Annotated in this window: 19 protein-coding genes and 1 pseudogene; 7 read left to right on the top strand and 13 right to left on the bottom strand. The window is 74.7% G+C overall.

Features of this window, described 5'->3' with window-relative positions; all coding sequences use genetic code 11:
* Positions 1–350 precede the first annotated feature (350 nt).
* On the bottom strand, positions 351–1,436 hold the full coding sequence (gene ychF / locus ACUW6W_RS03670; protein ID WP_036340374.1) for a redox-regulated ATPase YchF: 1,086 nt from the start codon (positions 1,434–1,436) through the stop codon (positions 351–353).
* A 399-nt stretch (positions 1,437–1,835) separates the two neighbouring features.
* On the opposite strand from ychF, the pseudogene ACUW6W_RS03665 reads away from it, so the two are divergent.
* Positions 1,836–2,288 (top strand): annotated as a pseudogene (locus ACUW6W_RS03665) (GMC oxidoreductase); the annotation flags it as partial.
* A 109-nt stretch (positions 2,289–2,397) separates the two neighbouring features.
* Here ACUW6W_RS03665 and ACUW6W_RS03660 read toward each other — a convergent pair.
* From ACUW6W_RS03660 to ACUW6W_RS03650, 3 genes are all read right to left on the bottom strand, one after another.
* The gene (locus ACUW6W_RS03660) at positions 2,398–2,859 is read right to left on the bottom strand and encodes an Hsp20/alpha crystallin family protein (protein ID WP_036317045.1); all 462 of its coding nucleotides are present in this window, start codon (positions 2,857–2,859) and stop codon (positions 2,398–2,400) included.
* A 150-nt stretch (positions 2,860–3,009) separates the two neighbouring features.
* Positions 3,010–3,561, bottom strand: coding sequence for a YdhK family protein (locus tag ACUW6W_RS03655; RefSeq protein WP_020626858.1), 552 nt, complete (start codon positions 3,559–3,561; stop codon positions 3,010–3,012).
* On the bottom strand, positions 3,558–4,124 hold the full coding sequence (locus ACUW6W_RS03650; protein WP_036340380.1) for an O-acetyl-ADP-ribose deacetylase: 567 nt from the start codon (positions 4,122–4,124) through the stop codon (positions 3,558–3,560). Before ACUW6W_RS03650 ends, ACUW6W_RS03655 begins: the two co-directional genes overlap by 4 nt.
* Before the next feature lie 56 nt (positions 4,125–4,180).
* On the opposite strand from ACUW6W_RS03650, the gene ACUW6W_RS03645 reads away from it, so the two are divergent.
* The 3 genes from ACUW6W_RS03645 to ACUW6W_RS03635 all read left to right on the top strand — a co-directional run bounded on the left by ACUW6W_RS03645 (position 4,181) and on the right by ACUW6W_RS03635 (position 7,782).
* On the top strand, positions 4,181–4,618 hold the full coding sequence (locus tag ACUW6W_RS03645) for a hypothetical protein (protein ID WP_052001240.1): 438 nt from the start codon (positions 4,181–4,183) through the stop codon (positions 4,616–4,618).
* 65 nt (positions 4,619–4,683) lie between these two features.
* The gene (locus ACUW6W_RS03640; RefSeq protein ID WP_078025886.1) at positions 4,684–5,943 is read left to right on the top strand and encodes a DNA recombination protein RmuC; all 1,260 of its coding nucleotides are present in this window, start codon (positions 4,684–4,686) and stop codon (positions 5,941–5,943) included.
* A 138-nt stretch (positions 5,944–6,081) separates the two neighbouring features.
* Positions 6,082–7,782, top strand: coding sequence for an SLC13 family permease (locus ACUW6W_RS03635; RefSeq protein ID WP_036317039.1), 1,701 nt, complete (start codon positions 6,082–6,084; stop codon positions 7,780–7,782).
* A 122-nt stretch (positions 7,783–7,904) separates the two neighbouring features.
* Here ACUW6W_RS03635 and ACUW6W_RS03630 read toward each other — a convergent pair whose 3' ends face one another.
* Positions 7,905–9,011, bottom strand: a complete 1,107-nt coding sequence (locus ACUW6W_RS03630) for a 4-hydroxy-3-methylbut-2-enyl diphosphate reductase (protein ID WP_036340356.1) — start codon at positions 9,009–9,011, stop codon at positions 7,905–7,907.
* Between the two features lie 53 nt (positions 9,012–9,064).
* Positions 9,065–10,153, bottom strand: coding sequence for a hypothetical protein (locus ACUW6W_RS03625; protein ID WP_078025887.1), 1,089 nt, complete (start codon positions 10,151–10,153; stop codon positions 9,065–9,067).
* A 188-nt stretch (positions 10,154–10,341) separates the two neighbouring features.
* Here ACUW6W_RS03625 and xseA point away from each other — a divergent pair, with 188 nt between their 5' ends.
* The gene (gene xseA / locus ACUW6W_RS03620; protein ID WP_036316621.1) at positions 10,342–11,655 is read left to right on the top strand and encodes an exodeoxyribonuclease VII large subunit; all 1,314 of its coding nucleotides are present in this window, start codon (positions 10,342–10,344) and stop codon (positions 11,653–11,655) included.
* The gene (locus ACUW6W_RS03615; protein ID WP_454179822.1) at positions 11,652–11,939 is read left to right on the top strand and encodes an exodeoxyribonuclease VII small subunit; all 288 of its coding nucleotides are present in this window, start codon (positions 11,652–11,654) and stop codon (positions 11,937–11,939) included. The genes xseA and ACUW6W_RS03615 overlap by 4 nt, the downstream gene beginning before the upstream one ends.
* Before the next feature lie 115 nt (positions 11,940–12,054).
* Here ACUW6W_RS03615 and ACUW6W_RS03610 read toward each other — a convergent pair whose 3' ends face one another.
* The 5 genes from ACUW6W_RS03610 to ACUW6W_RS03590 all read right to left on the bottom strand — a co-directional run bounded on the left by ACUW6W_RS03610 (position 12,055) and on the right by ACUW6W_RS03590 (position 16,614).
* Positions 12,055–12,639, bottom strand: coding sequence for a type 1 glutamine amidotransferase domain-containing protein (locus ACUW6W_RS03610; protein WP_078025889.1), 585 nt, complete (start codon positions 12,637–12,639; stop codon positions 12,055–12,057).
* 127 nt (positions 12,640–12,766) lie between these two features.
* Positions 12,767–13,684 carry a PPK2 family polyphosphate kinase gene (locus ACUW6W_RS03605; RefSeq protein WP_454179821.1) on the bottom strand — a complete coding sequence of 306 codons (918 nt, stop codon included), beginning with the start codon at positions 13,682–13,684 and terminating at the stop codon, positions 12,767–12,769.
* A complete protein-coding gene (locus tag ACUW6W_RS03600) occupies positions 13,677–14,915 on the bottom strand; it encodes a pyridoxal phosphate-dependent aminotransferase (protein WP_136940213.1) in 1,239 nt (412 codons plus the stop codon). Before ACUW6W_RS03600 ends, ACUW6W_RS03605 begins: the two co-directional genes overlap by 8 nt.
* A gap of 83 nt (positions 14,916–14,998) precedes the next feature.
* Positions 14,999–16,141 carry a glycine betaine ABC transporter substrate-binding protein gene (locus ACUW6W_RS03595; protein WP_454179819.1) on the bottom strand — a complete coding sequence of 381 codons (1,143 nt, stop codon included), beginning with the start codon at positions 16,139–16,141 and terminating at the stop codon, positions 14,999–15,001.
* Positions 16,138–16,614: an NUDIX hydrolase gene (locus ACUW6W_RS03590; RefSeq protein WP_036316610.1), complete on the bottom strand. Its 477-nt coding sequence runs from the start codon at positions 16,612–16,614 to the stop codon at positions 16,138–16,140. The genes ACUW6W_RS03595 and ACUW6W_RS03590 overlap by 4 nt, the downstream gene beginning before the upstream one ends.
* A 159-nt stretch (positions 16,615–16,773) precedes the next feature.
* On the opposite strand from ACUW6W_RS03590, the gene ACUW6W_RS03585 reads away from it, so the two are divergent.
* Positions 16,774–18,609, top strand: coding sequence for a hypothetical protein (locus tag ACUW6W_RS03585; protein ID WP_454179817.1), 1,836 nt, complete (start codon positions 16,774–16,776; stop codon positions 18,607–18,609).
* Between the two features lie 32 nt (positions 18,610–18,641).
* Here ACUW6W_RS03585 and ACUW6W_RS03580 read toward each other — a convergent pair whose 3' ends face one another.
* Positions 18,642–19,877, bottom strand: coding sequence for a phosphotransferase (locus tag ACUW6W_RS03580; protein ID WP_152743780.1), 1,236 nt, complete (start codon positions 19,875–19,877; stop codon positions 18,642–18,644).
* Between the two features lie 22 nt (positions 19,878–19,899).
* On the bottom strand, positions 19,900–20,811 hold the full coding sequence (locus tag ACUW6W_RS03575; protein ID WP_101965829.1) for a hypothetical protein: 912 nt from the start codon (positions 20,809–20,811) through the stop codon (positions 19,900–19,902).
* Positions 20,812–20,830: the final 19 nt, after the last annotated feature.

Below are 20,830 nucleotides of genomic sequence, written 5' to 3'. Positions count from 1 at the left end.
CGCATGAAAAGGTGGTGTGCCCCGCGCATGTGAAGGCCGTTGCCGAGGTGCCTCCAGCGCCCCGGGTTTCGTTCCGGGGTCAGGACGCAACGGGCGCTACGTTTAGGTCATGAGTGTAGGCCGATTAGCCCCGGTGGAGTGCGAGCTGATCATGAACCACATGACCGCTCACGCGGCATGACCGAGGGTGCCACATATACGTTACGTGCATACGTCCCACAGACGACGAAGCCCCCACCAGAACCAGCCAGTGAGGGCATCCACCGCTACGACACGACTGCCATAGGCTCGCCATAATTCTGCGTCATGCCACAGACTAACGGCGCCAAAAACCGCATGATTTCAACGAATCACACGTTGAACCGGAACTCCACCACGTCGCCGTCCTTCATGACGTAGTCCTTGCCCTCCATGCGCACCTTGCCGGCGGCTTTGGCATCGGCCATCGACCCGGCGGCGATCAGGTCATCAAAACTCACGATCTCCGCCTTGATGAAGCCACGCTGGAAGTCGGTGTGGATCACGCCGGCGGCCTCCGGAGCGGTCGCGCCGACGGGGATGGTCCACGCGCGCGTCTCCTTCGGCCCGGCCGTCAGGTAGGTCTGCAGGCCGAGGGTGGAGAAGCCCACGCGGGCCAGCTGGTCCAGCCCGGACTCGTCCTGCCCGGCCATCTCCAGCATCTCGGCGGCCTCCTCCTCGGAGAGCTCCACGAGGTCGGACTCGAGCTTGGCGTCCAGGAACACGGCGTCGGCGGGGGCCACCAGATCGCGCAGCTCCTGCTGCTTGGCCTCGTCCCCCAGCACACCCTCGTCCGAGTTGAACACGTAGATGAACGGCTTGGCGGTGAGCAGGCTCAGCTCGCGCAGCCGGTCCATGTCCAGCTTGTCCTTGTCCTTCGCCGCGAAGATCGTCTCGCCCCGCTCCAGCACCGCGAGCGCGGCCTTGAGCGCCTCGAGGTCGGCGGGCTCCTTCTTCTTGCCCTTGACCTCCTTCTCGACGCGCGGGATCGCCTTCTCCACGGTCTGCATGTCCGCGATGATCAGCTCGGTGTTGATGGTCTCCATGTCCGAGGCCGGGTCCACCTTGCCGTCCACGTGGACGACGTCGCCGTCGTCGAACGCGCGCACCACCTGGGCGATCGCGTGGGCCTCACGGATGTTGGCCAGGAACTGATTGCCCAGGCCCTCCCCCTCCGAGGCGCCCTTCACGATGCCGGCGATGTCCACGAAGGACACCGTGGCCGGCAGGATGCGCTCGGAGCCGAAGATCTCGGCCAGCTGGGGCAGCCGCTCGTCCGGCAGGTTCACCACGCCCACGTTCGGCTCGATCGTCGCGAACGGGTAGTTCGCCGCGAGCACGGTCTGGCGCGTCAGCGCGTTGAACAGGGTCGACTTGCCCACGTTGGGCAGTCCCACGAATCCGATAGTCAAAGCCACAGTCCGGCAGTCTACCGGCGGGCCCGCCGCGGCGGAGGCGTCCCGCACCGGCCCCGTTCCGTGGGCAGAACCGGCAGCCCCGCCCGCTCCGTGGGCAGAAAGCGCGCTCTCCCCTGTTCCGGGGGCAGAACCGGCAGGGTTTTCGCTTCCGGGGGCAGAAACCCTTGCTTTTCTGCCCACGGAACCCAGAGGCCCGGCGGCCACGGGGCCCGGCAGCCCCAGCCCCAGCCCGGCGTGCCCACGGAACCCAGAGACCCGCACCGCCCAGCACGCATCCCCGTCCAGATGACCGATCCGTAGGGTGGACGGGCCGCCCAGACCCCGTCGACAGTAAGCACACCCGTGTCTGCCGACCAGAGGACGACAGCCGAGACCGCAGGGCCGCCGGGCCCTCCCGACGCCAAGTCCCGCGGCACCGTGCGCCTGCGCTTCAACGACTACCGGGACAAGCCGGCCGTGGACCCGCGCTACTTCACCGACCCGGAGGGCCATGACATGGCCGTCGCGGTGGCCGGCATCCGACTGGCCCGGGAGATCGTCTCCCAGCCGGCCATGGCGGCGTGGGCGGGGCGCGAGCTGGCCCCGGGCGAGCAGGCGCAGACGGACGAGGAGATCGCCGACTACGTGCGCCGCACCCACAACACCGTGTACCACCCGGTGGGCTCGGTGCGCATGGGCGCCGACGACGACGCCATGAGCCCCCTGGACGCCCGCCTGCGCGTCAAGGGCGTGACGGGTCTGCGCGTGGCCGACGCCTCCGTGATGCCCGAGCACGTGACCGTGAACCCCAACATCACGTGCGTCATGATCGGTGAGAAGGCGGCGCAGCTGATCCTGGCCGATCGCGCCTGACCGCCACGCAGATGCGGCGGGCCCCCGGTGGGGGGCCCGCCGCATCTGCGTTCGGGGGACGGACCGCGCGCCGGTCACGCCGGCCGCGCGCGGCTCCGTCAGAGGCCGGTCACTCGCCGGTGGTCTCGGCGGTCTCGCCCTCCACGGTCTGCCCGGCCACGGGGGCAGCACCGCCGTGGGTGACGGAGATCTTGCGGGGCTTGGCCTGCTCCGCCACCGGGATGGTGAGGGTCAGGACGCCGTCGCTGTAGTCGGCCTGGATGCGGTCGAGGGCGAGGCCCTCGCCCAGGGTGAGCTGGCGGGCGAAGGTGCCGGCGGAACGCTCACGGGTGAGCCAGCGTCGGTCCTCGCGGGCCGGGTCCTCCTTGCGCTCGGCGCGGACGGTGAGGGTGCGCTCCTCCACGTCCACGTCGATGGAGGCCGGGTCGACGCCGGGCAGCTCGACCTCGGCGACGAAGACGTCGCCCTCGCGGTACAGGTTCATGGGCATGGACACGGTGCCGGTCGCGCGGGGCGTCAGACCGTTCACCAGGCGCTCCATCTCACGGAACGGATCGATAGGACGGGCCATGTCGGTTCACTCTCCTCGGGATTCGGGTGGGCGCCGCTGACACCGCGGCGTCTGACCACTACAACAGCACGCCCGGCGAGCCTATTCCAGAAATCTACGTGAAGTTCGATCAACTTCCAGGCGGGCGGTCAGGACCCTCCCGGCCCGGGGTCAGCCCGCCGAGGCGATCTCGCTCTCCACCACCCACTTGTGGTTCCTCATCCGCATGCCGTCGGACTCGTAGTCCACCATGTAGACGGTCTCATCCGTCGAGGAGTGCACCGTGCCCTCCGCACCCTGCATGCCCGGCATGTGGTCAGCCGCGAGGGTGACCGCCGCGCCGTCGGGCAGGCGTTCGGCGCCCGCGTCCTCCAGCTCCTCCTGGACGACCCACTTGTGGTCCGTCACCTCGGGCCCGCCCGTCGTCGGCCGGTAGTCCACGGAGTAGGCGGTGGTCTCGTACGCGCCCACGACGGTGGCGGCGGCCCCCTCCATCCCGGGCATGTGGTCCGCCATGAGGGTGACCTCGGTGCCCACGGGGTGGGCCGGGTCCGCGGCGGGCTCGATGCCCTCGGGGGCGGGGCCGCCGTCCATCGCGTGGCCCGCGTGCCCGCCGTGGGAGGACGACGTCGCCGCCTCTTCCCCTCCCGTCGCGCAGCCGGTGAGCGCGAGCAGACTCGCCGCAGTCACGGCGACGGTCCTGGTCCAGAAACGCATGGTCATCGTCCGGTGTCTCCTTCGTCATCGGTGGTCTGGGGGGCCTCGAGGTGCCCGAGCGCCGCACGGAACGCGGCCTCCGCCGTCTCGCCGTACGGCACGAACAGCACCTCGTCCACGGTGTCGCCCACCTCGTCCGCCATCGCGTGGCAGGTCTCGACGGCAATCCGCGCCGCGTCCTCCATGGGCCAGCCGTAGATCCCCGCGGAGATCGCCGGGAACGCGACCGTCCGGGCGCCGAGCCCGGCCGCCACCTTCAGGGACTCGCGGTAGCACGAGGCGAGGGTGTCGGACTTGTCGATCGTCTTGGCCCACACCGGGCCCACCGTGTGGATGACCCAGCGCGCGGGCAGGCGCCCCGCCGTCGTCGCCACGGCCTGGCCGGCGGGCAGCCCCTCCGGCAGGTCGGTCTCGCGCAGGCGGCGGCACTCGGCCAGGATCTCGGGACCGCCACGCCGGTGGATGGCGCCGTCCACGCCTCCGCCGCCGAGCAGGGTGGAGTTGGCGGCGTTGACGACGGCGTCCGCGTGCGTGGCCGTGATGTCCCCGGGGGCGATGGTGAGCTGCATGGGTTCACGCTAGGCGCGGGTGGGCGCCGTCGGACAGGGCCGGTAGCCTCGGCCCCATGAGCACCCCGACGCCCACCGGACCGACCCCCACGCCTCCCGGCGGCGAGCTGCTGCCGCTGATCAGCCTCGCGGTGGAGCACGTGTTCAACACGCTCGGCCGGCAGCCCGTGTTCGCCCCCACAATCCTCGCCGTCACGGCCGACGGCCAGCGCGGCATGTGGGAGCACCCGGACCTCCAGCCCGAGCAGGCGGCCGCCACGGTCGCGAAGATCAGCCCTCGCCCCACGCGGGCGGTGGCCGTGTTCGACGGCGAGATCGAGACGGCGGACGGACCCCGCCCGGCCGTCGCGGTGGAGGCCTTCGACGCCGCCGCCCTGGCCTCGACCCGCATGGTCTTCCCGTACCTGCCCGGCGTGGCCGCGGCGGGCATCGCCGCCCGCGTCGACGGCGACCCGCAGGTCGTGGCCAACGGCCCCAACCCGCTCTTCGGCTGAGCCGCCCGCCACGACGACGGCGCGCCGCGGCCTACCGTGTCCGTGCAGCCTGCGAGGGTGGGGTCATGGAGATCCTCAGCCTGCTGCTCGCCCTCACCCTCGGACTCGTGCTGGGCGCCCTGCTGGGCGCGTGGCTCATGTGGCGCCGGGCGGCCGACGGCGGTGAGGAGGCCCGCCGGGCCCAGGCCGAGCTGGCCGCGCTGCGCACCGAGCACCAGGGGGCGCGAGAGGCGCTCGCGGCCGCCCGGGCGGAGCAGCGTGCGCTCACGGCCGCGCGCGCCGAGGACGCCGAACGCCAACGCGCGGAGTCCCAGGTGATGTCCACGCTCGCGCCGCTGGGCCAGCGGCTGGCGGCGCTCCAGGAGCAGGTGAGCGTGCTGGAACGGGATCGGGCGTCCCAGTTCGGCCGGCTCGGGGAGCAGCTCCGCGCCGCCGCAGCCACCGACCGGGACCTGCTGAACCAGACCACGTCGCTCATGGCCACGCTCAAGTCCACTTCCGCGCGGGGCCACTGGGGCGAGGCGCAGCTGCGGCGGGTCGTCGAGGCGGCGGGCATGCTCCACCACGTGGACTTCACGGAGCAGGCCACGCTGTCCGGCAGGGACGGCGAGCGCCTCCGCCCGGACCTCGTGGTGTCCCTGCCCGGCGGCAAGGCCATGGCCGTGGACGCCAAGGCCCCCATCGGGGACGCGCTGGCCGCCGAGGCCCTCGCGGACGAGCCCGGCGAGGAGGCGTACGAGCGGCGCCAGGCGCTGGCCGCCCAGCACGCCGCGGCCGTGCGCCGCCACGTGGACCAGCTCTCCGCGAAGTCCTACTGGGACGGCCTCGAGCACTCCCCCGAGCTGGTCCTGTGCTTCCTGCCCGCCGAGTCGCTCCTGGCCGCGGCGCTGGACGCGGACCCCGGGCTGCTGGACCACGCGTTCTCCCGGAACGTCGCGCTCGTCGCCCCCGTCTCCCTCCTGACCGCCCTGAAGTCCGTGGCCTACGCGTGGCGGCAGGACACCCTGGCCGAGAACGCCCACACCGTGGTGGCCAGCGCGAAGGACCTCTACGAGCGTCTCGGCACGCTCGGCACTCACCTGGACCGCATGGGCGGCTCCCTCAAGACCGCCGTGGACCGCTACAACCAGCTCGTCGGCAGCGTCGAGTCGCGCGTGCTCCCCGCCGCCCGGCGCCTCCGCGACGCCGACCCGGGCCTGGCCCCCACGCCGGACATCCGCACGCTCGAGTCCGCGCCCCGGCCCCTGGCCGCCCCGGAACTGGTCGCGGGCGTGGAGGAGGACGAGCTGCGCCGTCGTCGGGCGGAGTCGGCGCGGGAGGCGTGAGCGGGGCCGCACGGGGGCCGGGCGGGTGGGCCGTCGCGGCCCCGACGTCGTCTTTCCGTGTCCCGGGCCACTTGCTACCGTGAAACTCACAGAGAATTGCCAGGCCGCGCCAAGGGCCTGACCTGAAGAGGAGGCCCCATGGAGTCCCGCCCACTCCCCCCGCCGAGCAACGTCAACGAGCACGTCTCCCGCTTCGACCCCCGAGCGGCCGCCCAGGAGTTCGAACACGAGCTCTCCCCGGGCATGCGTGACGAGCCGCTGCCCGGCGGCGAGAACGTCAAGCGCATCATCGGCCTCGTGGTCGGCCCCCTGCTCGCCGTCGCCCTGTTCCTGCTGATGCCGGGCGACCTCGGCGTCTGGCCCCGCCTCGTCGCCGCCACCGCGGTGCTCATGGCCGTGTGGTGGATGACCGAGGCCCTGCCCATCCCCGCCACCGCCCTGCTGCCGCTCGTCGTCTTCCCGCTCGGCGTGCCCGCCGAGGAGTCCGACGGCGGCATCACCTTCGACGCCGTCGGCGCGAGCTACGGCAACAACATCATCTTCCTGTTCATGGGCGGCTTCATGCTCGCCCTGGCCATGCAGCGCTGGAACCTGCACCGGCGCATCGCGCTCGGCGTCCTGAAGTTCATGGGCGCCAGGACCGTGAATCTCATCCTGGGCTTCATGATCGCCACCGGGTTCATCTCCATGTGGGTGTCCAACACCGCCACCGCCGTGATGATGCTCCCCATCGGCGTGTCCATCCTCGTGCTCGTCCAGCGCTACGGCACGGACGGCGCCCTGACTGCGGACGAGGGAGCGGACCAGGTCGACCGCCCCGCCGCGCCCGCATCCGCGGCCGGCGAGGCCCCCACGCAGGCCGAGATCCGCTCCCTCACGAAGTCGAACTTCGGCACCGCGCTCATGCTCGGCATCGCGTACGCCGCGTCCATCGGCTCGCTCGGCACCATCATCGGCACCCCGCCCAACACCCTGCTCGCGGGCCACATGGCCGCCGAGCACGGCGTGCAGATCGGCTTCGGCCAGTGGATGCTGGTCGGCGTGCCGATCGCCGTCGTGCTGCTCTTCGCGTGCTGGTTCCTGCTCACCCGCGTGCTGTTCCGCCCGGAGATCGACGAGGTCCCCGGCGGCCGCGACCTGATCGCCACCGAGCTGGCCCGCCTCGGCCGCATGAGCGCCCCCGAGGCCAAGGTCCTCGCCGTCTTCGTCCTCGCCGCGCTGGCCTGGATCACCGTGCCGCTGATCTCCGAATACGTCCTGGACCTGGAGTCCCCGCTGCTCTCGGACGCGGCCATCGCCATCGTCGTCGGACTCATCCTGTTCCTCCTGCCGGCCGGTGGCGGGGCCGGGCGCGGCGTGCGCCTCCTCGACTGGGAGGCCGCGAAGGACCTGCCGTGGGGCGTGCTCCTGCTGTTCGGCGGCGGCCTGGCCCTGTCCGGTCAGTTCTCCAAGTCGGGCCTGTCCACGTGGCTCGGTGAGCAGGTCAAGGGCTTCGGTGACATCCCCGTGTGGGTGCTCGTGGTGATCGCCTCCGTCGGCATCCTGCTACTGACCGAGATGACCTCGAACACGGCCACCGCGGCCACGTTCCTGCCGGTCGCCTCCGGCGTGGCCCTGGGCACCGGCGTCGCCCCGCTCATGCTGGCCGCGCCCGTCGCCCTCGCCGCGACCTGCGCGTTCATGCTGCCCGTGGCCACCCCGCCGAACGCCATCGCGTACGGCTCCGGCTATGTGACCATCGGCCAGATGGTGAAGGGCGGCGTGTGGCTGAACATCATCGCCGCCGTGCTCATCTCCATCGCGTCGATGACCCTGCTCGTCTGGGTCTTCGGACTCTGAGTCCTGACCACCCGCCGGCCCGGCACGCTGAGGCCCGGGCACGCCGAGGCCCGCAGACTCGCCGCTTCGCCGGCGTCGTGACGGCGAGTCTGCGGGCCTCAGCGAGGAGACGAGGGGCGCGCTCAGGCCTCGGCGGCGCGGCGGCGTCCGCCGAGGGCGCGCCCGTCGTCGCCCACGCGCTTCATCTCGGCGCGCAGCTCCTTGGGCAGGGAGAAGATGATGTCTTCCTCGGCGGTCACCACCTCGTCCACCTGCCCGTAGCCGTACTCGGCCAGCAGCGCGAGCACCTCCTGGACCAGCACCTCGGGCACGGACGCGCCCGAGGACAGGCCCACGGTGGCCACGCCCTCGAACCAGGACTCGTCCACCTGGTTGGCGAAGTCCACGCGCTCGGCGCGGGAGGCCCCGTACTCCGCGGCCACCTCCTTGAGGCGCACCGAGTTCGAGGAGTTCGCCGAGCCCACGATGATCACCAGGTCGCACTCCGGCGAGATCGACTTGATGGCCGCCTGCCGGTTGGAGGTGGCGTAGCAGATGTCGTCCGAGGGCGGGTCCTGCAGGTTCGGGAACCGCTCGCGCAGCACGGAGACGATCTCGAGGGTCTCGTCCACGGAGAGCGTGGTCTGGGAGAGCCAGATCAGGTTGTCCGGGTCCTCCACCTGGACGGTGCGGGCCTCGGCGACGTCGTTGATCACCGTGGTGTGCTCGGGCGCCTCGCCGAACGTGCCCTCGACCTCCTCGTGGCCGTCGTGGCCGATCAACAGGATCCGCTTGTCCTGCTTGGCGAAGCGCACGGCCTCGCGGTGCACCTTGGTCACGAGCGGGCACGTGGCGTCGATGGTGCGCAGGTTGCGCTGGGCGGCCTCCTCGACGACGGCCGGGGACACGCCGTGCGCGGAGAACACGGTCAGGGCGCCCTCGGGCACCTCGTCCAGCTCGTCAACGAACACCACGCCGCGCTCGGTCAGGGTGTCCACGACGTGCCGGTTGTGGACGATCTCCTTGCGCACGTACACGGGGGCGCCGTGGTGCTCGAGGGCCTTCTCGACGGCGACGACGGCACGGTCCACGCCGGCGCAGTAGCCACGGGGGGCGGCCAGCAGCACGCGCTTCTCACCGGACACGGGCGCGGCCGCCTCCACCTCCTCACGGGAACGACGAACGCGCGGGACCTGCGGCATCCCGAGGCCGACGGCGGACGGACGGGCGGAGACGGAGGGAGCGGACATGCCCTCCATGCTATCGGCCGGGACGCAGACCGGGCCCGGGCTTCGCCGCGGGCTCAGCGCGACGTGACGTCGGCGGCGGTGTGGGAGCGGCCCACCGCGGGGGGACCGTCCGCCCGGGCGGCACGGACCCGGCCACGCCGAGCGACCCACAGCTCGGCCAGGGCCAGCAGCAGGCCCGCGGCCAGCACGATCCAGCCCAGGGTGGTCAGGGTCTGGGGGTAGGGGGCGACGGCGGCCGCGAACGCCGGGCGGGCGGCCTCCTCCATCTGCTGGACGAACGCGGCCACCCCGGGGGAGGCCCCCTCGGGTGCCGTGAGGTGGACCGCGTCCGGACCCAGGCGGGCGCCGCCGATCAGTCCGCCGGCCAGGGCGACCGCACCCGCCACGGCCACGGCGAGGCCCCGCCGCCCTCGGGGGGCGAGCAGCAGGGCGCCCACGAGCGCCAGCACGGAGGCGGCGGCAGCCCAACGCCAGTGCGCGGAGGCGTCCACCCAGCGGTGCACGGTGGCCCGATCCGTGCCGGCCAGGGCGTCGATGCGCGCGTCCATGCGCAGCGCGGTGCTGTCCCGCAGGTCCGCGGCGCGGTCGTACAGGGGTGCCAGCAGCGTGTCCGCGGCCCAGTCGCCGACGTCCGCGCCCGCGATCGTCTCCAGCAGCGCCTGCCCGGGCAGGTCGAACCGGTCCTCGCGCAGGTCACGTTCGATGTCGCCCAGGGCGGCGGTGATCCCGGACTGTGCGACGGGACCGAACGGGATGGTCACGTCCGCGCCCGAGCCGGGCTCGTCCGCGCCCTGCGGGTCCTCGAGCTGGGCGAGCCAGGCGCGCCGGGCCTCGTCAGCGGTGTCGGACCAGCCCTGCACCACCTGCGGGTCGTCCGCCACGCGCTGGGCCAGCGGGCGCAGCAGGTCCTCGGCCGCCTGGGCCAGCGGGTCCGGCACCTGCTCGGGGACGGCGTCGTGCACGACGTCGTCGATCACCCCCGGCACGGCGGCGCGGACCTCGGGGTCCACGGCGACCTGCTCCGTCACCCCGCGCAGCAGCTCCGGGCGGTGCGTCGCCTCGTCGACGAGGGCGCCGGCCGTCGCGAGCACCGCCAGCAGGCCCGCCAGGGCCGCGACGAGGAGGCTGAGGGTGGTGCGCATGGGGTCCTTTCCGTTCCGTTCCGACCCCGTCGAGCGTACCGATCCTGGCCGGAGGTTCCCCGGTCTGAGCGCCCCGACCGGGTCGGCGGCGGCCTCGGGGGACACCGGGGCGCCGTCTTGCGCGTCCGGCGAGGGCGGTACGGTGGGCCCGTGCCCGGGCGGACCGGGCGCGGACAGGAGGGACCGGGATGGACCAGCCCGTGACCGAGGGCGCCTCGGCGGCGTCGGACGTGCCCGTCTCGGCACCCGCCCGCGCGGGCGAGACCTCCGCCGAGCGGCCGTGGCCCCTGCGCCGGCTCTCCGAGAACCTCAAGGCCCACATCGAGCGCGCCCCCGCCACGTGGATCGAGGGCCAGCTGATCGAGTTCAAGAACAACCGCGGCAACGTCTACATGACCATGCGGGACCTCGAGGAGGAGGTCTCCCTGCCGCTCACCGCCTGGCGGAACGTCGCCATGACCCTGGACGGGACCGTCCAGCAGGGCTCCCGCGTGGTGGCGCGCGTGAAGCCGAACTTCTGGCTCAAGGCCGGGCGCCTGTCCATGAACGTGCAGGAGATGCGCCCGGTCGGCCTCGGCGATCTGCTGGCCCGCGTGGAGCTGCTGCGCCGGGCCCTCGCCGAGGAGGGGCTGACCTCCCCCGCGCGCAAACGGCCGCTGCCCCTGCTCCCCCGCCGGATCGGGCTCATCACCGGCCGTGACTCGGACGCGAAGAAGGACGTGCTGCGCAACACCCTGCTGCGCTGGCCCGCCGCCGAGTTCGAGATCCGTGAGGTCGCCGTGCAGGGCGCCGAGGCCCCGCGGCAGGTGGCCGCCGCGCTCGCCGAACTCGACGCCGACCCGGCCGTGGACGTCATCGTCATCGCCCGCGGCGGCGGCGCGCTCGAGGAGGTCGTGCTCCCCTTCTCGGACGAGGCACTGGTGCGCGCCGTGGCGGCGGCGCGCACGCCCGTCGTGTCGGCGATCGGCCACGAGGCGGACCGCCCGGTCCTCGACGACGTCGCTGACCTGCGCGCCTCCACGCCCACGGACGCGGCCAAGCGGATCGTGCCGGACGCGGCCCAGGAGGCCGCGGGACTCGCCGACGCGCGCCTGCGGCTGGCCTCGGCCGTCGAGCGCCGCGTGCGCGCCGAGGCCGAGGGGCTCGCGGCCCTGCGCTCCCGGCCCGTGCTGGCCCGCCCGCACGTGATGGTGGACACGCGGCAGGAGGAGACGGACCGGTGGCGCGAGCGCGGCCGGTCCGCCCTGGGCCACCGGCTCGTCCGCGAGGAGGACGCCCTCACGCAGCTGCGCGCCCGCGTCCGCGCCCTGTCCCCGCAGCGCACTCTCGACCGCGGCTACGCCGTGGTCCAGCACGCCGGACAGGTCGTGCGCGACGCGGACCAGGTCGCCCCGGACGACCGGCTCGACATCCTCGTGGCGGCCGGGCGGATCGCCGCGGACGTCGTCGCGACGCATCGGACCACCCCGACCCCATCCCACGAGAGGACACGACAGGCATGAGTGAACAGGGCATGGAGCAGACGCAGGACGCGGGCCGCCCCAGCGGTGTGGAGGGCTTCACCTCCGCGGACGTCTCGGACGTGGCCCGGATGAGCTACGAGCAGGCGCGCGCCGAGTTGGTGGAGACCGTGGGGAGGCTGGAGGCCGGTGGCGCCGGTCTCAAGGAGTCCCTGGCCCTATGGGAGCGCGGGGAGGCGCTGGCCGACCGCTGCCAGGCCTGGCTCGACGGCGCCCGCGCCCGCCTCGACCAGGTGCGCGGCGAGGCCGCCCCCGACGCCGACTGACCCCGCCCCCCACTTTCGTTCGGGAAACGGCGGCCTCCGCGGTGCTTTCGTTCGGGAAACGGCGGGGGCGGGGGCCATCGGCCCCCGCCCCCACGCGGCTTGCTCCCGACGTCGGTCAGGCGGTCTGGTCCTCGTGCTTGCCCTCGCCCAGCTCCTCCACGAGCTTGGCGTTGAAGGCGTCGAGGTCGTCCGGGGTGCGCGAGGTGGTCAGCCCGTTGTCCACGACGACCTCCTCGTCCACCCACTGGGCGCCCGCGTTCTTCAGGTCAGACTCCAGGGACGCGTAGCTGGTCAGACGGCGACCGTCCACGACGCCGGCCTCGATCAGGGTCCACGGGGCGTGGCAGATGGCCGCCACCGGCTTGTGCTGCTCGAAGAAGGCACGCACGAACGCCTGGACGTCCTTGTCGATGCGCAGGGTGTCCGCGTTCAGGGTGCCACCCGGCATCACGAGGCCGTGGAAGTCCTCGGCCTTGGCGTCCTTCACCGTCGTGTTCACCTCGAAGGACTCGCCGTGCTCCCAGTCGGACTTCATCGCGGTGATGGTGCCGGACTTCGAGGAGACGAGCACGGGGGTCGCACCCGCGGCGATCACGGCCTCCCACGGGGAGGTCAGCTCGACCTGCTCGACGCCGTTGGTCGCGAGGAACGCGACGGTCTTGCCGGTCAGCGGGGCATTCTGGTTGGCGTTCTCAGTCATGGGTCCACCTTTCGGATCGGATCCGGAGCGCCTCTGCGGCGCCCGGTGTCCGTACATCGACTCACCGCGGCCCCGTGCTCGGCAAGGTCCGGCCACCACTGCCCGCCCAGCGCGACGACGGCGGCGCTCAGCCCGCCAGCAGGCGACGGCGGGCGGCCGCGACGTCGAAGTCGGCCTTCGGCCAGTCCAGCCCCATCCCCTGCAGGGTCTCGATGATCAGCTGCTGCACCGCCAGCCGCGCGAACCACTTGCGGTCCGCCGGCACGATGAACCACGGCGCGTCCTCGGTGTCCGTCCGCTCGATCGCGATCCGGTACGCGTCCATGTACTGGTCCCAGTACGCGCGGTCATCGAGATCGCTCTCGCTGAACTTCCAGTGCTTCGTGGGGTCGTCCAGGCGGGCCAGCAGGCGCTTGGCCTGCTCCTCCGGCGAGATCCGCAGCATCACCTTGACGATCCGTGTCCCCGCGGCGCGCACGGCCGCCTCGAACTCGCGGATGGCCCCGTAGCGCTCCTCCACCTCGGCCAGAGGGGAGAGCCCGCGCACGCGGTGCACGAGCACATCCTCGTAGTGCGACCGGTCGAACACGGAGACCAGGCCGGGCCGCGGGAGGTGCGGTCGGATGCGCCACAGGAAGTCGTGGGCGCGCTCCTCCGGGGTCGGCGCCTTGAACGCGTGCACGTGGACGCCCAGCGGATCCATCGCCCCGATCACGTGGCGCATGATCCCGCCCTTGCCGGCGGTGTCCATGCCCTGCAGGATCACCAGCAGGGACGGCACCTCCCCCACGGGCGCGTGGCGCACCGACTGGGCGAACAGCAGCTCCTGCAGGTCGGCGAGCACCGCGCCGCGCGCGGCCAGGTCCTTCTTGCCCTTCGCCTTGTCCCCGCCGTAGCCGGGCGTCGCGGCGGCGTCGACGTCGGCCGGGCCCCGGACCTCGTCCCCGCGGCGGGCGGCGAACAGCTCCCGGGCGGGGGCGCCGAAGACGCCGTCGTCGGTGGGGCGGGCGGGTCGGCCCGCCTCGGCGGCCGGGGTGTCAGCCATGGCGCTCCCTCCAGTCCTCGAGGAAGTCCTCGAGGCGGTCCAGGGCCACGCTCAGGTCCTTCACGCTGGGCAGCGTGACGAGCCGGAAGTGGTCGCTGTGCGGGTAGTTGAACGCCCCGCCGTGCGAGACGAGGATCTTCTTCGCCCGCAGCAGCTCGATGACGAACGCCTCGTCGTCGTCGATCGCGTAGACCTCCGGGTCCAGCCGCGGGAACAGGTAGAGGGCGCCGTGGGCCGGCTGCACGGACACGCCGGGGATGGCGTTCAGGCGGTCCTGGGCGAGGTTGCGCTGCTCGAGCAGCCGGCCGCCGGGCAGGACGAGGTCGTTGATGGACTGGTAGCCGCCCAGTGCCACCTGGATGGCGTGCTGCGCGGGCACGTTGGCGCACATCCGCATGTTGGCCAGCAGGGTCAGGCCCTCGAGGAAGTCGGCGGCCCGGTGTTTCGGCCCGGACACGGCCACCCAGCCGGAGCGGTAGCCCGCCACCCGGTACGCCTTGGACAGGCCGGAGAACGTCAGGGTGAGCACGTCGTCGGACAGGCCGGCGGCGTTGATGTGGCGGGCGCCGTCGTAGGTGATCTTCTCGTAGATCTCGTCCGCCATGAGGACGAGGTTGTGGCGGCGGGCCACGTCCACGATGCCCTGCAGCACGGCGCGGGAGTAGACCGCGCCGGTGGGGTTGTTCGGGTTGATCAGGACGATGCCCTTGGTGCGCTCCGTGACGAGGGACTCGATGTGCTCGAGGTCGGGCTCCCAGCCCTCCTCCTCGACGCAGCGGTAGTGCACCGCCCGGCCCCCGGCCAGGGTGGTGGCGCCGGTCCACAGCGGGTAGTCGGGCGAGGGGACGAGGATCTCGTCGCCGTCGTCGACCAGGGCCGTGAGGACCATCGTGATCATCTCGGAGACGCCGTTGCCGATGAACACGTCGTCCACGCCGATGTCCCGGATGCCCCGGGACTCGTAGTACTGCGAGACGGCGGTGCGCGCCGAGTAGATGCCCTTGGAGTCCGAGTAGCCCTGCGCGTGCGGCAGGTGCTGGTGCATCGCCGCCAGGACGGCGTCCGGCGCCTCGAAGCCGAACGGGGCCGGGTTGCCGATGTTCAGCTTCATGATCCGGTGGCCCGCGGCCTCCATCCGCTGCGCCTCCTCCAGGATGGGGCCGCGCACGTCGTACCGGACGTTCAGCAGCTTGGCGGACTGGCGGATCTGGCGGGGATGCGGGGTGGGCATGCCCCCATCATGGCACCCCCCGGGCGGTGTGCATCACAGTCGAGCTCGTGCGACGCGGGCCGGCACCCCGCCCCCGTGCGAGATCAGAACCAGGAGCCGCGGGGCACGAACCAGTCCTCGGGCGCGTCCTCCAGGCCCTGGTCCACCAGCCAGTACTGCGCGGCCTCGGCGGCCGGAAGCGGGTCGGCGCCCGTGGTGAGCCGTTCGAGCTCCCGCAGGCCGTCGCCGTCGAGGGCGGACATCACCTCGGCGATGCGCCGTTCGGCGTCGTCATCCAGCGTCGCGGCGGAGCCGACGGCGGTCAGGCGCCCCTCCGGGAGCACGCGGCCGTCGTCCTCGAGCGGGGCGAGCGTGTTCGCGTCGATCTCCGGATCCGTGTCGGTCAGCAGCGCGACCTGGGCCTCGTCCGCGACGAGGGCGGCGCTCGGGTCCTCGGTGTCGGCCAGCCAGGTCTCGGGTCGGCAGCCGGCGAGGCGGTCCAGGCGGGCGCGCAGGGCCGTGGCCGCGTCCGCCGCGGCGGTCAGGGGCGGGGGTGCGACGGCGGTGAGCGACTCGCACCGGCCGTTGAGGTCCGTGATCGACTCGAGCTCGAGCCGGGCCGCGGTGGTCTGGGTGACGACCGCGGTCAGGCGCAGCACGCCCGCCGACGAGGACAGCACCGCCGGGGCCTCGTCCTGCGGTGTCCCCGCCGCGGACGTCTGCCCGGCGAGCAGCGTCTCCAGGACGCGCCCTGCCGCCTGGGCGTCGGCCGCGGGGTCGCCGACGGGCAGCGCGGTGGGGCTCGGGGCGGCGGTCGAGGCGGTGGCCGAGGGGGTGGGCACGGCGTCCGCGGACGGGCCGGCCTCCGTCCCGGTCGGCGTCGACGACGGCGTCGACGTCGGCGGCGGCGGGGACGGCAGCGCCACTGCGGGGTCGGCGGCGACGGCCAGGGCCAGGGTGTCCACGACGGCGACCGTGTCCCCGCCGGCGGCGGACCACGCCGGCTGTTCCACGGCGACGCCGTCCTCGTCCGCCACGGCGTGGCCGTGCAGGCGCAGGTGACGGGCCAGGACCGCCGCGACGGCGCCCTCCAGGCCCTCGCCGCCGTGCACGACCGTGATCGGTGTGCCTGACGCGGAGGGCGTCGGCGGGGCGTCCGCCTGCCGCGCGCACGCCCCCAGGGCCAGCGACAGCGCGAGGGCGGAGGCGGCGAGGGCCGTCGGGCGGCGGTGGGCGGGGCGGCTCACGTGTCCACCCCGGCACGGGCGAGCGCCTCGGTGACCCAGGAGGCGGTGCGCAGCTCGCTGAGCTCCGCGAGGTCGAACCAGCGCGCGTCCGTCGAGGATCCGCCGACCTCAGGGCGCAGGACGCCGCCCGTGATGCGGGCGGTGTAGAGGACCTGCACGGTGAGCAGGGGCAGCGGCTCGCCCCGCAGGCGCTTCTCCACCGGGATCGTCCCGGTCGTGACGCCCAGCAGGCCCGTGAGCTCGGCGGTGTGGCCGGTCTCCTCCCAGACCTCGCGCAGGCACGCCTCCTCCGGGCTCTCGCCGAGCTCGATGCCGCCGCCGGGCAGCGTCCACTGCAGGAACTCGGGCCCCTGCCACGAGCTGAGCAGGACGCGGCCGCCGTCCACGATCAGGGCGTAGGCGCCGGCGCGCGTCTGGAACGGGCCGGCGGGGTGTGCTCCGGCGGCGTCCGGGGCGGCGGGGGTGGTGCTCATGGCTGCGGACTCCTGGCGGCAGTGGGACGGCCCGCGGCGGGCGACGCTGCGGGCCCGGCCAGTCTACGAGCACCGCCCACCGCGAACAGCGGCACGGTCCACCGACCCGCGCCCTAGGCTGGAGGACCACCCGTCCCACCACCGGAAGGAGCAGCGCCCGTGGACACCCCGCAGGACCCGCCCCACCGGGACGACCCCTCCGGCGGCCCCGTGGAGCCGGCCGTCGACGCCGCCCTGGACCGGGTGCGCGCCCTGCTCCGGCAGGCCCGCGGCACCGCGGCGCCCGACGCCCCGACCGCCCTGGACGCCCGAGGCTGGTGGGAGCTCTCCCTCGAGGCCGCGCTGCGCGACGAGCCCCGGGAGTCCGCCCGCCTCGCCGACTCCGGTCTCGCCGCGCTCGGGCCCGGCCAGGACGACGTCCGCCTCGCCCTGCTGCGGGCGCTCGCCGTCGCCGCGGGCCAGGTCGGGGACGAGGCCGCCCTGACCCGCTGGGTGGAGGCCCGGGCGGCGCTGCTGCGCCACCTCGGCCGGCCCCGGCAGGCCGGGCTCGAGTCCCAGCTCGGCGGCGCCCTCGTGCGCGACCCGGACACGGTCGAGGCGGCGGTGCTGGCCGGCGTCGTGGAGGACGAGCCGGGCGCTCCCGGCGAGGACCCCGGGGACACCGTCCTGCCCGAGGCCGCCCTGGCCCTGGCCGTGCACCGCGTGCACACCGGGGACCTGGACGCCGCGCTCGAGCTGGCCCGCCGCGTCATCGCCGTCCTGGGCGGGCTGCGCGCGGCCGGTGCCCTGCTGCCCACCGGCTCGTGGTCCAGCGCGCATCTGCTGCTCGCCCGCCTGCACCTGTGGCGGGGCGAGCACGCCGAGGCGGACGCGGCGGCCGCCGTCGTCACCGCGCTGCCCGCCGCCCGGGCCGTCCTCGCCTCCGCCACCACGGTGCGGGCGATCGCCGCCCACGAGCTGGACCGTCCGACGGCGGCCCTCGACCTGGCGCTCGAGGCGGCGGAGCGGATGGCCTCGGTCGGGCTGCGGCGCGGCGCCGCCTCCGCGGCGGCCCTGGCCGGGCGCGTGGCCGGCGACCTCGACGGGTACGAGGAGGTCGCCGTGGCCGCGTGGGAGCTGGCCTCCGTGCACGCGGAGAAGGCCGAGGCGCCGGAGGCCTCGAGCTTGAGCTACTGGTGGGCGCACCAGCTCGTGCTCGCCGGCCGCGCCGACGAGGCCGAGCCCCTGCTCGCCCGGCTGGTGCGCCGCGAGGCCACCCACGGCCGGGACGTCGAGCAGGCCCGTGCCCTCGTGGACCTCGGTCACGCCCACCACGACCAGGACCGCGCCGAGAACGCGCTGCCCCTGTGGCGGGAGGCGGCCGGCCTGTTCGAGGCCCACGGCCAGTGGGAGGACGCCGCGCGCACGCTCCTGGCCGCCGGCGCCCTCGTGAACCGCGAGCGCGACGAACGCACCCGGCCCTCCGCCCTCGACCTGTTCGAGCGGGCGGTCGCGGCCGCGCGCCAGGCGGTGGACGAGGACCCGGCGGTGCTGCCGGCCGCGCTGCACGCGCACGGGTACCTGCTGTGCGAGTCCGGCCAGGCGGAGGGCCTCGACCTCCTCGAGGAGGCGCTCGCCCTCGTGCGGGACGCCGGCGCCGACTGGCAGGTGGCCGACTACACGGACACCCGCGCCCGTGCCCTGTGGTCGCTCGAGCGGGGGCCGGAGGCGATCGCCACCGCGCTGCAGGCCGCCGACCTGTTCACCGCCGCCGGGGACCGCGAGGGCGCCGCGCAGGCCGAGCTCTTCGCCGCCTACGCGGTGGCCGAGGACGGCAGCCCCGAGCAGGCCGCGACGCTCTTCCGCCTGGTGTGCGAGTCCACCGAGTCCACGCTCGTGCGCCTCGGGGCGCTCACGGGCCTGCACCAGTGCCTGTCCGCCCTCGGGGACCACGACGGCGCCGCGCGCGTCCGGGACGAGCTCGACGCGCTCCGGGAGGGGCTCGGCGCGGACTGACCGCCGCTCGAGGGGGTGGCCGCCGTCGCGGGTCAGAGGCCGACGCGGGCCAGGGCGGCGTCGGCGGCGGCCCGGCGGGCGGACCGCACGGCGCGGGGCGCGGTCGGCTGCGCCGCGAGGGCGGCGAGCACGATCGCGACGCGGGCGGCCAGCGCCACCTCGTCGACCTCGGTGCGGGCGTGGTGCCGGAACCATGCGGCCACGGCGCGCAGCGCGGCGCCGCCGGCGCCGAGGTCCACGGCGCCCGCCTCGAGATGGGCGATCAGGACGGCCCAGTCGTCCACGCGGTGTCCCATGCCCAGGTCGTCGGCGTCCAGCACGCCGGTGATCCGCTCCCCCGCCGCGTCCACGTGCAGGTTCCCCGGGTGCAGGTCGCCGTGCACGGGCACACGTGGGCCGGGATCCCCGGCCGCGAGCGCCGCGCGGAGCCGGTCGGCCCGGGCTGCGACCTCGCCCTGGGCCTCGGGGTCCAGCACGACGGCGGCCCACGTGGCGTGCTCGAGCAGGATGGCGGGTCCGCCGTCGTCCGTGTCGGCGCACCCGGCCGCCCCGGCCGTGGGGCCGGCCGGGCCAGGGGGCTCCTCGGGCACCGGCGGCAGCCGGTCCAGCAGCGCGGCGACCCGCGCGGGGTCGAGGCCGGCGGCCTCGGGCCCGGCCAGCAGCGCCCGCCAGGGCAGGCCCGGCACGCTCGCGAGCGGGAGCACCCCGTGCTCCGGCGTCGCGAGGACGGCGGGCACCGGCACCCCGGCCGCCCCCGCGGCGGCCTGCCGCCGGGCGACCCGTGCGGCGCGCGCGGGCGGGAGCACCTTCAGGAACGTGCGGGCCGCGACGCCGTCGTCGCCGGTCGCCTCGACGGCCAGGACCGCGCGGTCCCGCGGCCGGTAGCCGCGCCACGTGAGGCGGGCCCGGCCCGGCGCCGTGCCGAGCAGGGCCGCGAGCGCGTCCGGGTCGGCGGTCAGCGTGAGGCCTGGCAGGACGGGGTCGGCGGGGGCCCACCACCACAGGGTGCCGTCCTCCAGGATCCCGCGCTCGCCCGGGACGGGCGGGCACGCCGCGGCGGGGACGTCGGGGTGCCGGGGGTCGCGGGCGAGGACGAGGGTGCGGGAGCGCACGCGGGCGTCGCCCGCGCGTCCGGTCATCACGTCCAGGTCCAGGACGCGCGCGAGCCGACGGCCCCGCTGCAGGTGCAGGGCGTCGGCTCGGGTGCGCAGCCAGCGCTCGCCCGACGCGCGGACGGCCTGGCGCGCGGCGGCTCGGTCGATGCTCACGGGCGCGGCCGCCCGGCGGGGCTCAGCAGGCCCGGCGCCGCGCCAGGACGTTGTCCAGGTCCAGGGCGGCGATGTCCTGCTCGGCGGCGGCGCTGATCTGATCGTCCGCCGTGCGCGCGGCGTCCTGGGGCCGGGTGTCCGCGCCGGTGGGGGCGGGGGTCTCGAGCGGCGCCGGCAGGGGGCGGGCCATCTCCGGGGCGTCCAGGTAGGTGGGGCGCGGCACCGCGGGGATGGTCACGGCGCGGTCCGCTGCGGGGGCGGCGGCGGAGGCGGTCACCACCACGGGCTCGACCCGGGGTGCGGCGGGCGCGGCGGCCGGGCGCGGCGCCTCGGTCTCGAAGGCCAGCACGGTCTCCAGCACGCGGCGGTCCCGCTCGGGGTCCGCGGGCGGGGCCTGCCGCTCCTCGGCCGCCGGGGCGGCGGGGCGCTCCGGGACGACGACGGCGGCGGGCCGGGCACGACGGGTGCGGTCGCGGACCGCGAGGGCCCGCAGGCCGGCCAGCCCGGCCACGGCGAACAGGAGCGACCAGCCGGCCAGGGCGAGCGTGCCCGCGCCGAACGCCGCGGCGAGACCGGCCACGAGGAACACGAGCAGGGCCACGAGGGCGGCGAGGAACAGCGCCGTGCGCCCCCACCGGATGTGCAGGCCGGTCCGGCCGCGGGCGGCGCGCGCCGCGTCGGCGGCGGCGCTCAGGCGGCCCGAGAACCGGGCGGTCAGGGCACGGACGGCGGGCGAGCTCTGCAGACGGTGCATGAAGGACCTCGGCATCGACGGGCGGGCGGGGGCGGACGCGAGACGATGGCGGCGCAGCACGAGCCGCCAGGCCAAGAAGGCCACGAGGGCCACGATGACCAGCGACGCGCTCACCCGGGCGTCGGCCAGCGCGTCGAGCGCGGCCTGCACGGCCCTCGTCGGCGCGGTGGTCTCGTCCATGCGGTCAGCCTAGTGCCGG

Source organism: Micrococcus sp. 093350064-1 (genome assembly GCF_053627955.1).
Note: the sequence above shows the minus strand (reverse complement) of the source record. Positions and strands in the feature narration are given on the sequence as shown.

What these genes read in the sequence shown, in the direction of transcription:
- ACUW6W_RS03660 (WP_036317045.1), bottom strand. Translation starts at nt 2,859, where the DNA reads ATGGCCCGTCCTATCGATCCGTTCCGTGAGATGGAGCGCCTGGTGAAC.
- ACUW6W_RS03655 (WP_020626858.1), bottom strand. Translation starts at nt 3,561, where the DNA reads ATGACCATGCGTTTCTGGACCAGGACCGTCGCCGTGACTGCGGCGAGT.
- ACUW6W_RS03650 (WP_036340380.1), bottom strand. Translation starts at nt 4,124, where the DNA reads ATGCAGCTCACCATCGCCCCCGGGGACATCACGGCCACGCACGCGGAC.
- ACUW6W_RS03645 (WP_052001240.1), top strand. Translation starts at nt 4,181, where the DNA reads ATGAGCACCCCGACGCCCACCGGACCGACCCCCACGCCTCCCGGCGGC.
- ACUW6W_RS03640 (WP_078025886.1), top strand. Translation starts at nt 4,684, where the DNA reads ATGGAGATCCTCAGCCTGCTGCTCGCCCTCACCCTCGGACTCGTGCTG.
- ACUW6W_RS03635 (WP_036317039.1), top strand. Translation starts at nt 6,082, where the DNA reads ATGGAGTCCCGCCCACTCCCCCCGCCGAGCAACGTCAACGAGCACGTC.
- ACUW6W_RS03630 (WP_036340356.1), bottom strand. Translation starts at nt 9,011, where the DNA reads ATGTCCGCTCCCTCCGTCTCCGCCCGTCCGTCCGCCGTCGGCCTCGGG.
- ACUW6W_RS03625 (WP_078025887.1), bottom strand. Translation starts at nt 10,153, where the DNA reads ATGCGCACCACCCTCAGCCTCCTCGTCGCGGCCCTGGCGGGCCTGCTG.
- xseA (WP_036316621.1), top strand. Translation starts at nt 10,342, where the DNA reads ATGGACCAGCCCGTGACCGAGGGCGCCTCGGCGGCGTCGGACGTGCCC.
- ACUW6W_RS03615 (WP_454179822.1), top strand. Translation starts at nt 11,652, where the DNA reads ATGAGTGAACAGGGCATGGAGCAGACGCAGGACGCGGGCCGCCCCAGC.
- ACUW6W_RS03610 (WP_078025889.1), bottom strand. Translation starts at nt 12,639, where the DNA reads ATGACTGAGAACGCCAACCAGAATGCCCCGCTGACCGGCAAGACCGTC.
- ACUW6W_RS03605 (WP_454179821.1), bottom strand. Translation starts at nt 13,684, where the DNA reads ATGGCTGACACCCCGGCCGCCGAGGCGGGCCGACCCGCCCGCCCCACC.
- ACUW6W_RS03600 (WP_136940213.1), bottom strand. Translation starts at nt 14,915, where the DNA reads ATGCCCACCCCGCATCCCCGCCAGATCCGCCAGTCCGCCAAGCTGCTG.
- ACUW6W_RS03590 (WP_036316610.1), bottom strand. Translation starts at nt 16,614, where the DNA reads ATGAGCACCACCCCCGCCGCCCCGGACGCCGCCGGAGCACACCCCGCC.
- ACUW6W_RS03575 (WP_101965829.1), bottom strand. Translation starts at nt 20,811, where the DNA reads ATGGACGAGACCACCGCGCCGACGAGGGCCGTGCAGGCCGCGCTCGAC.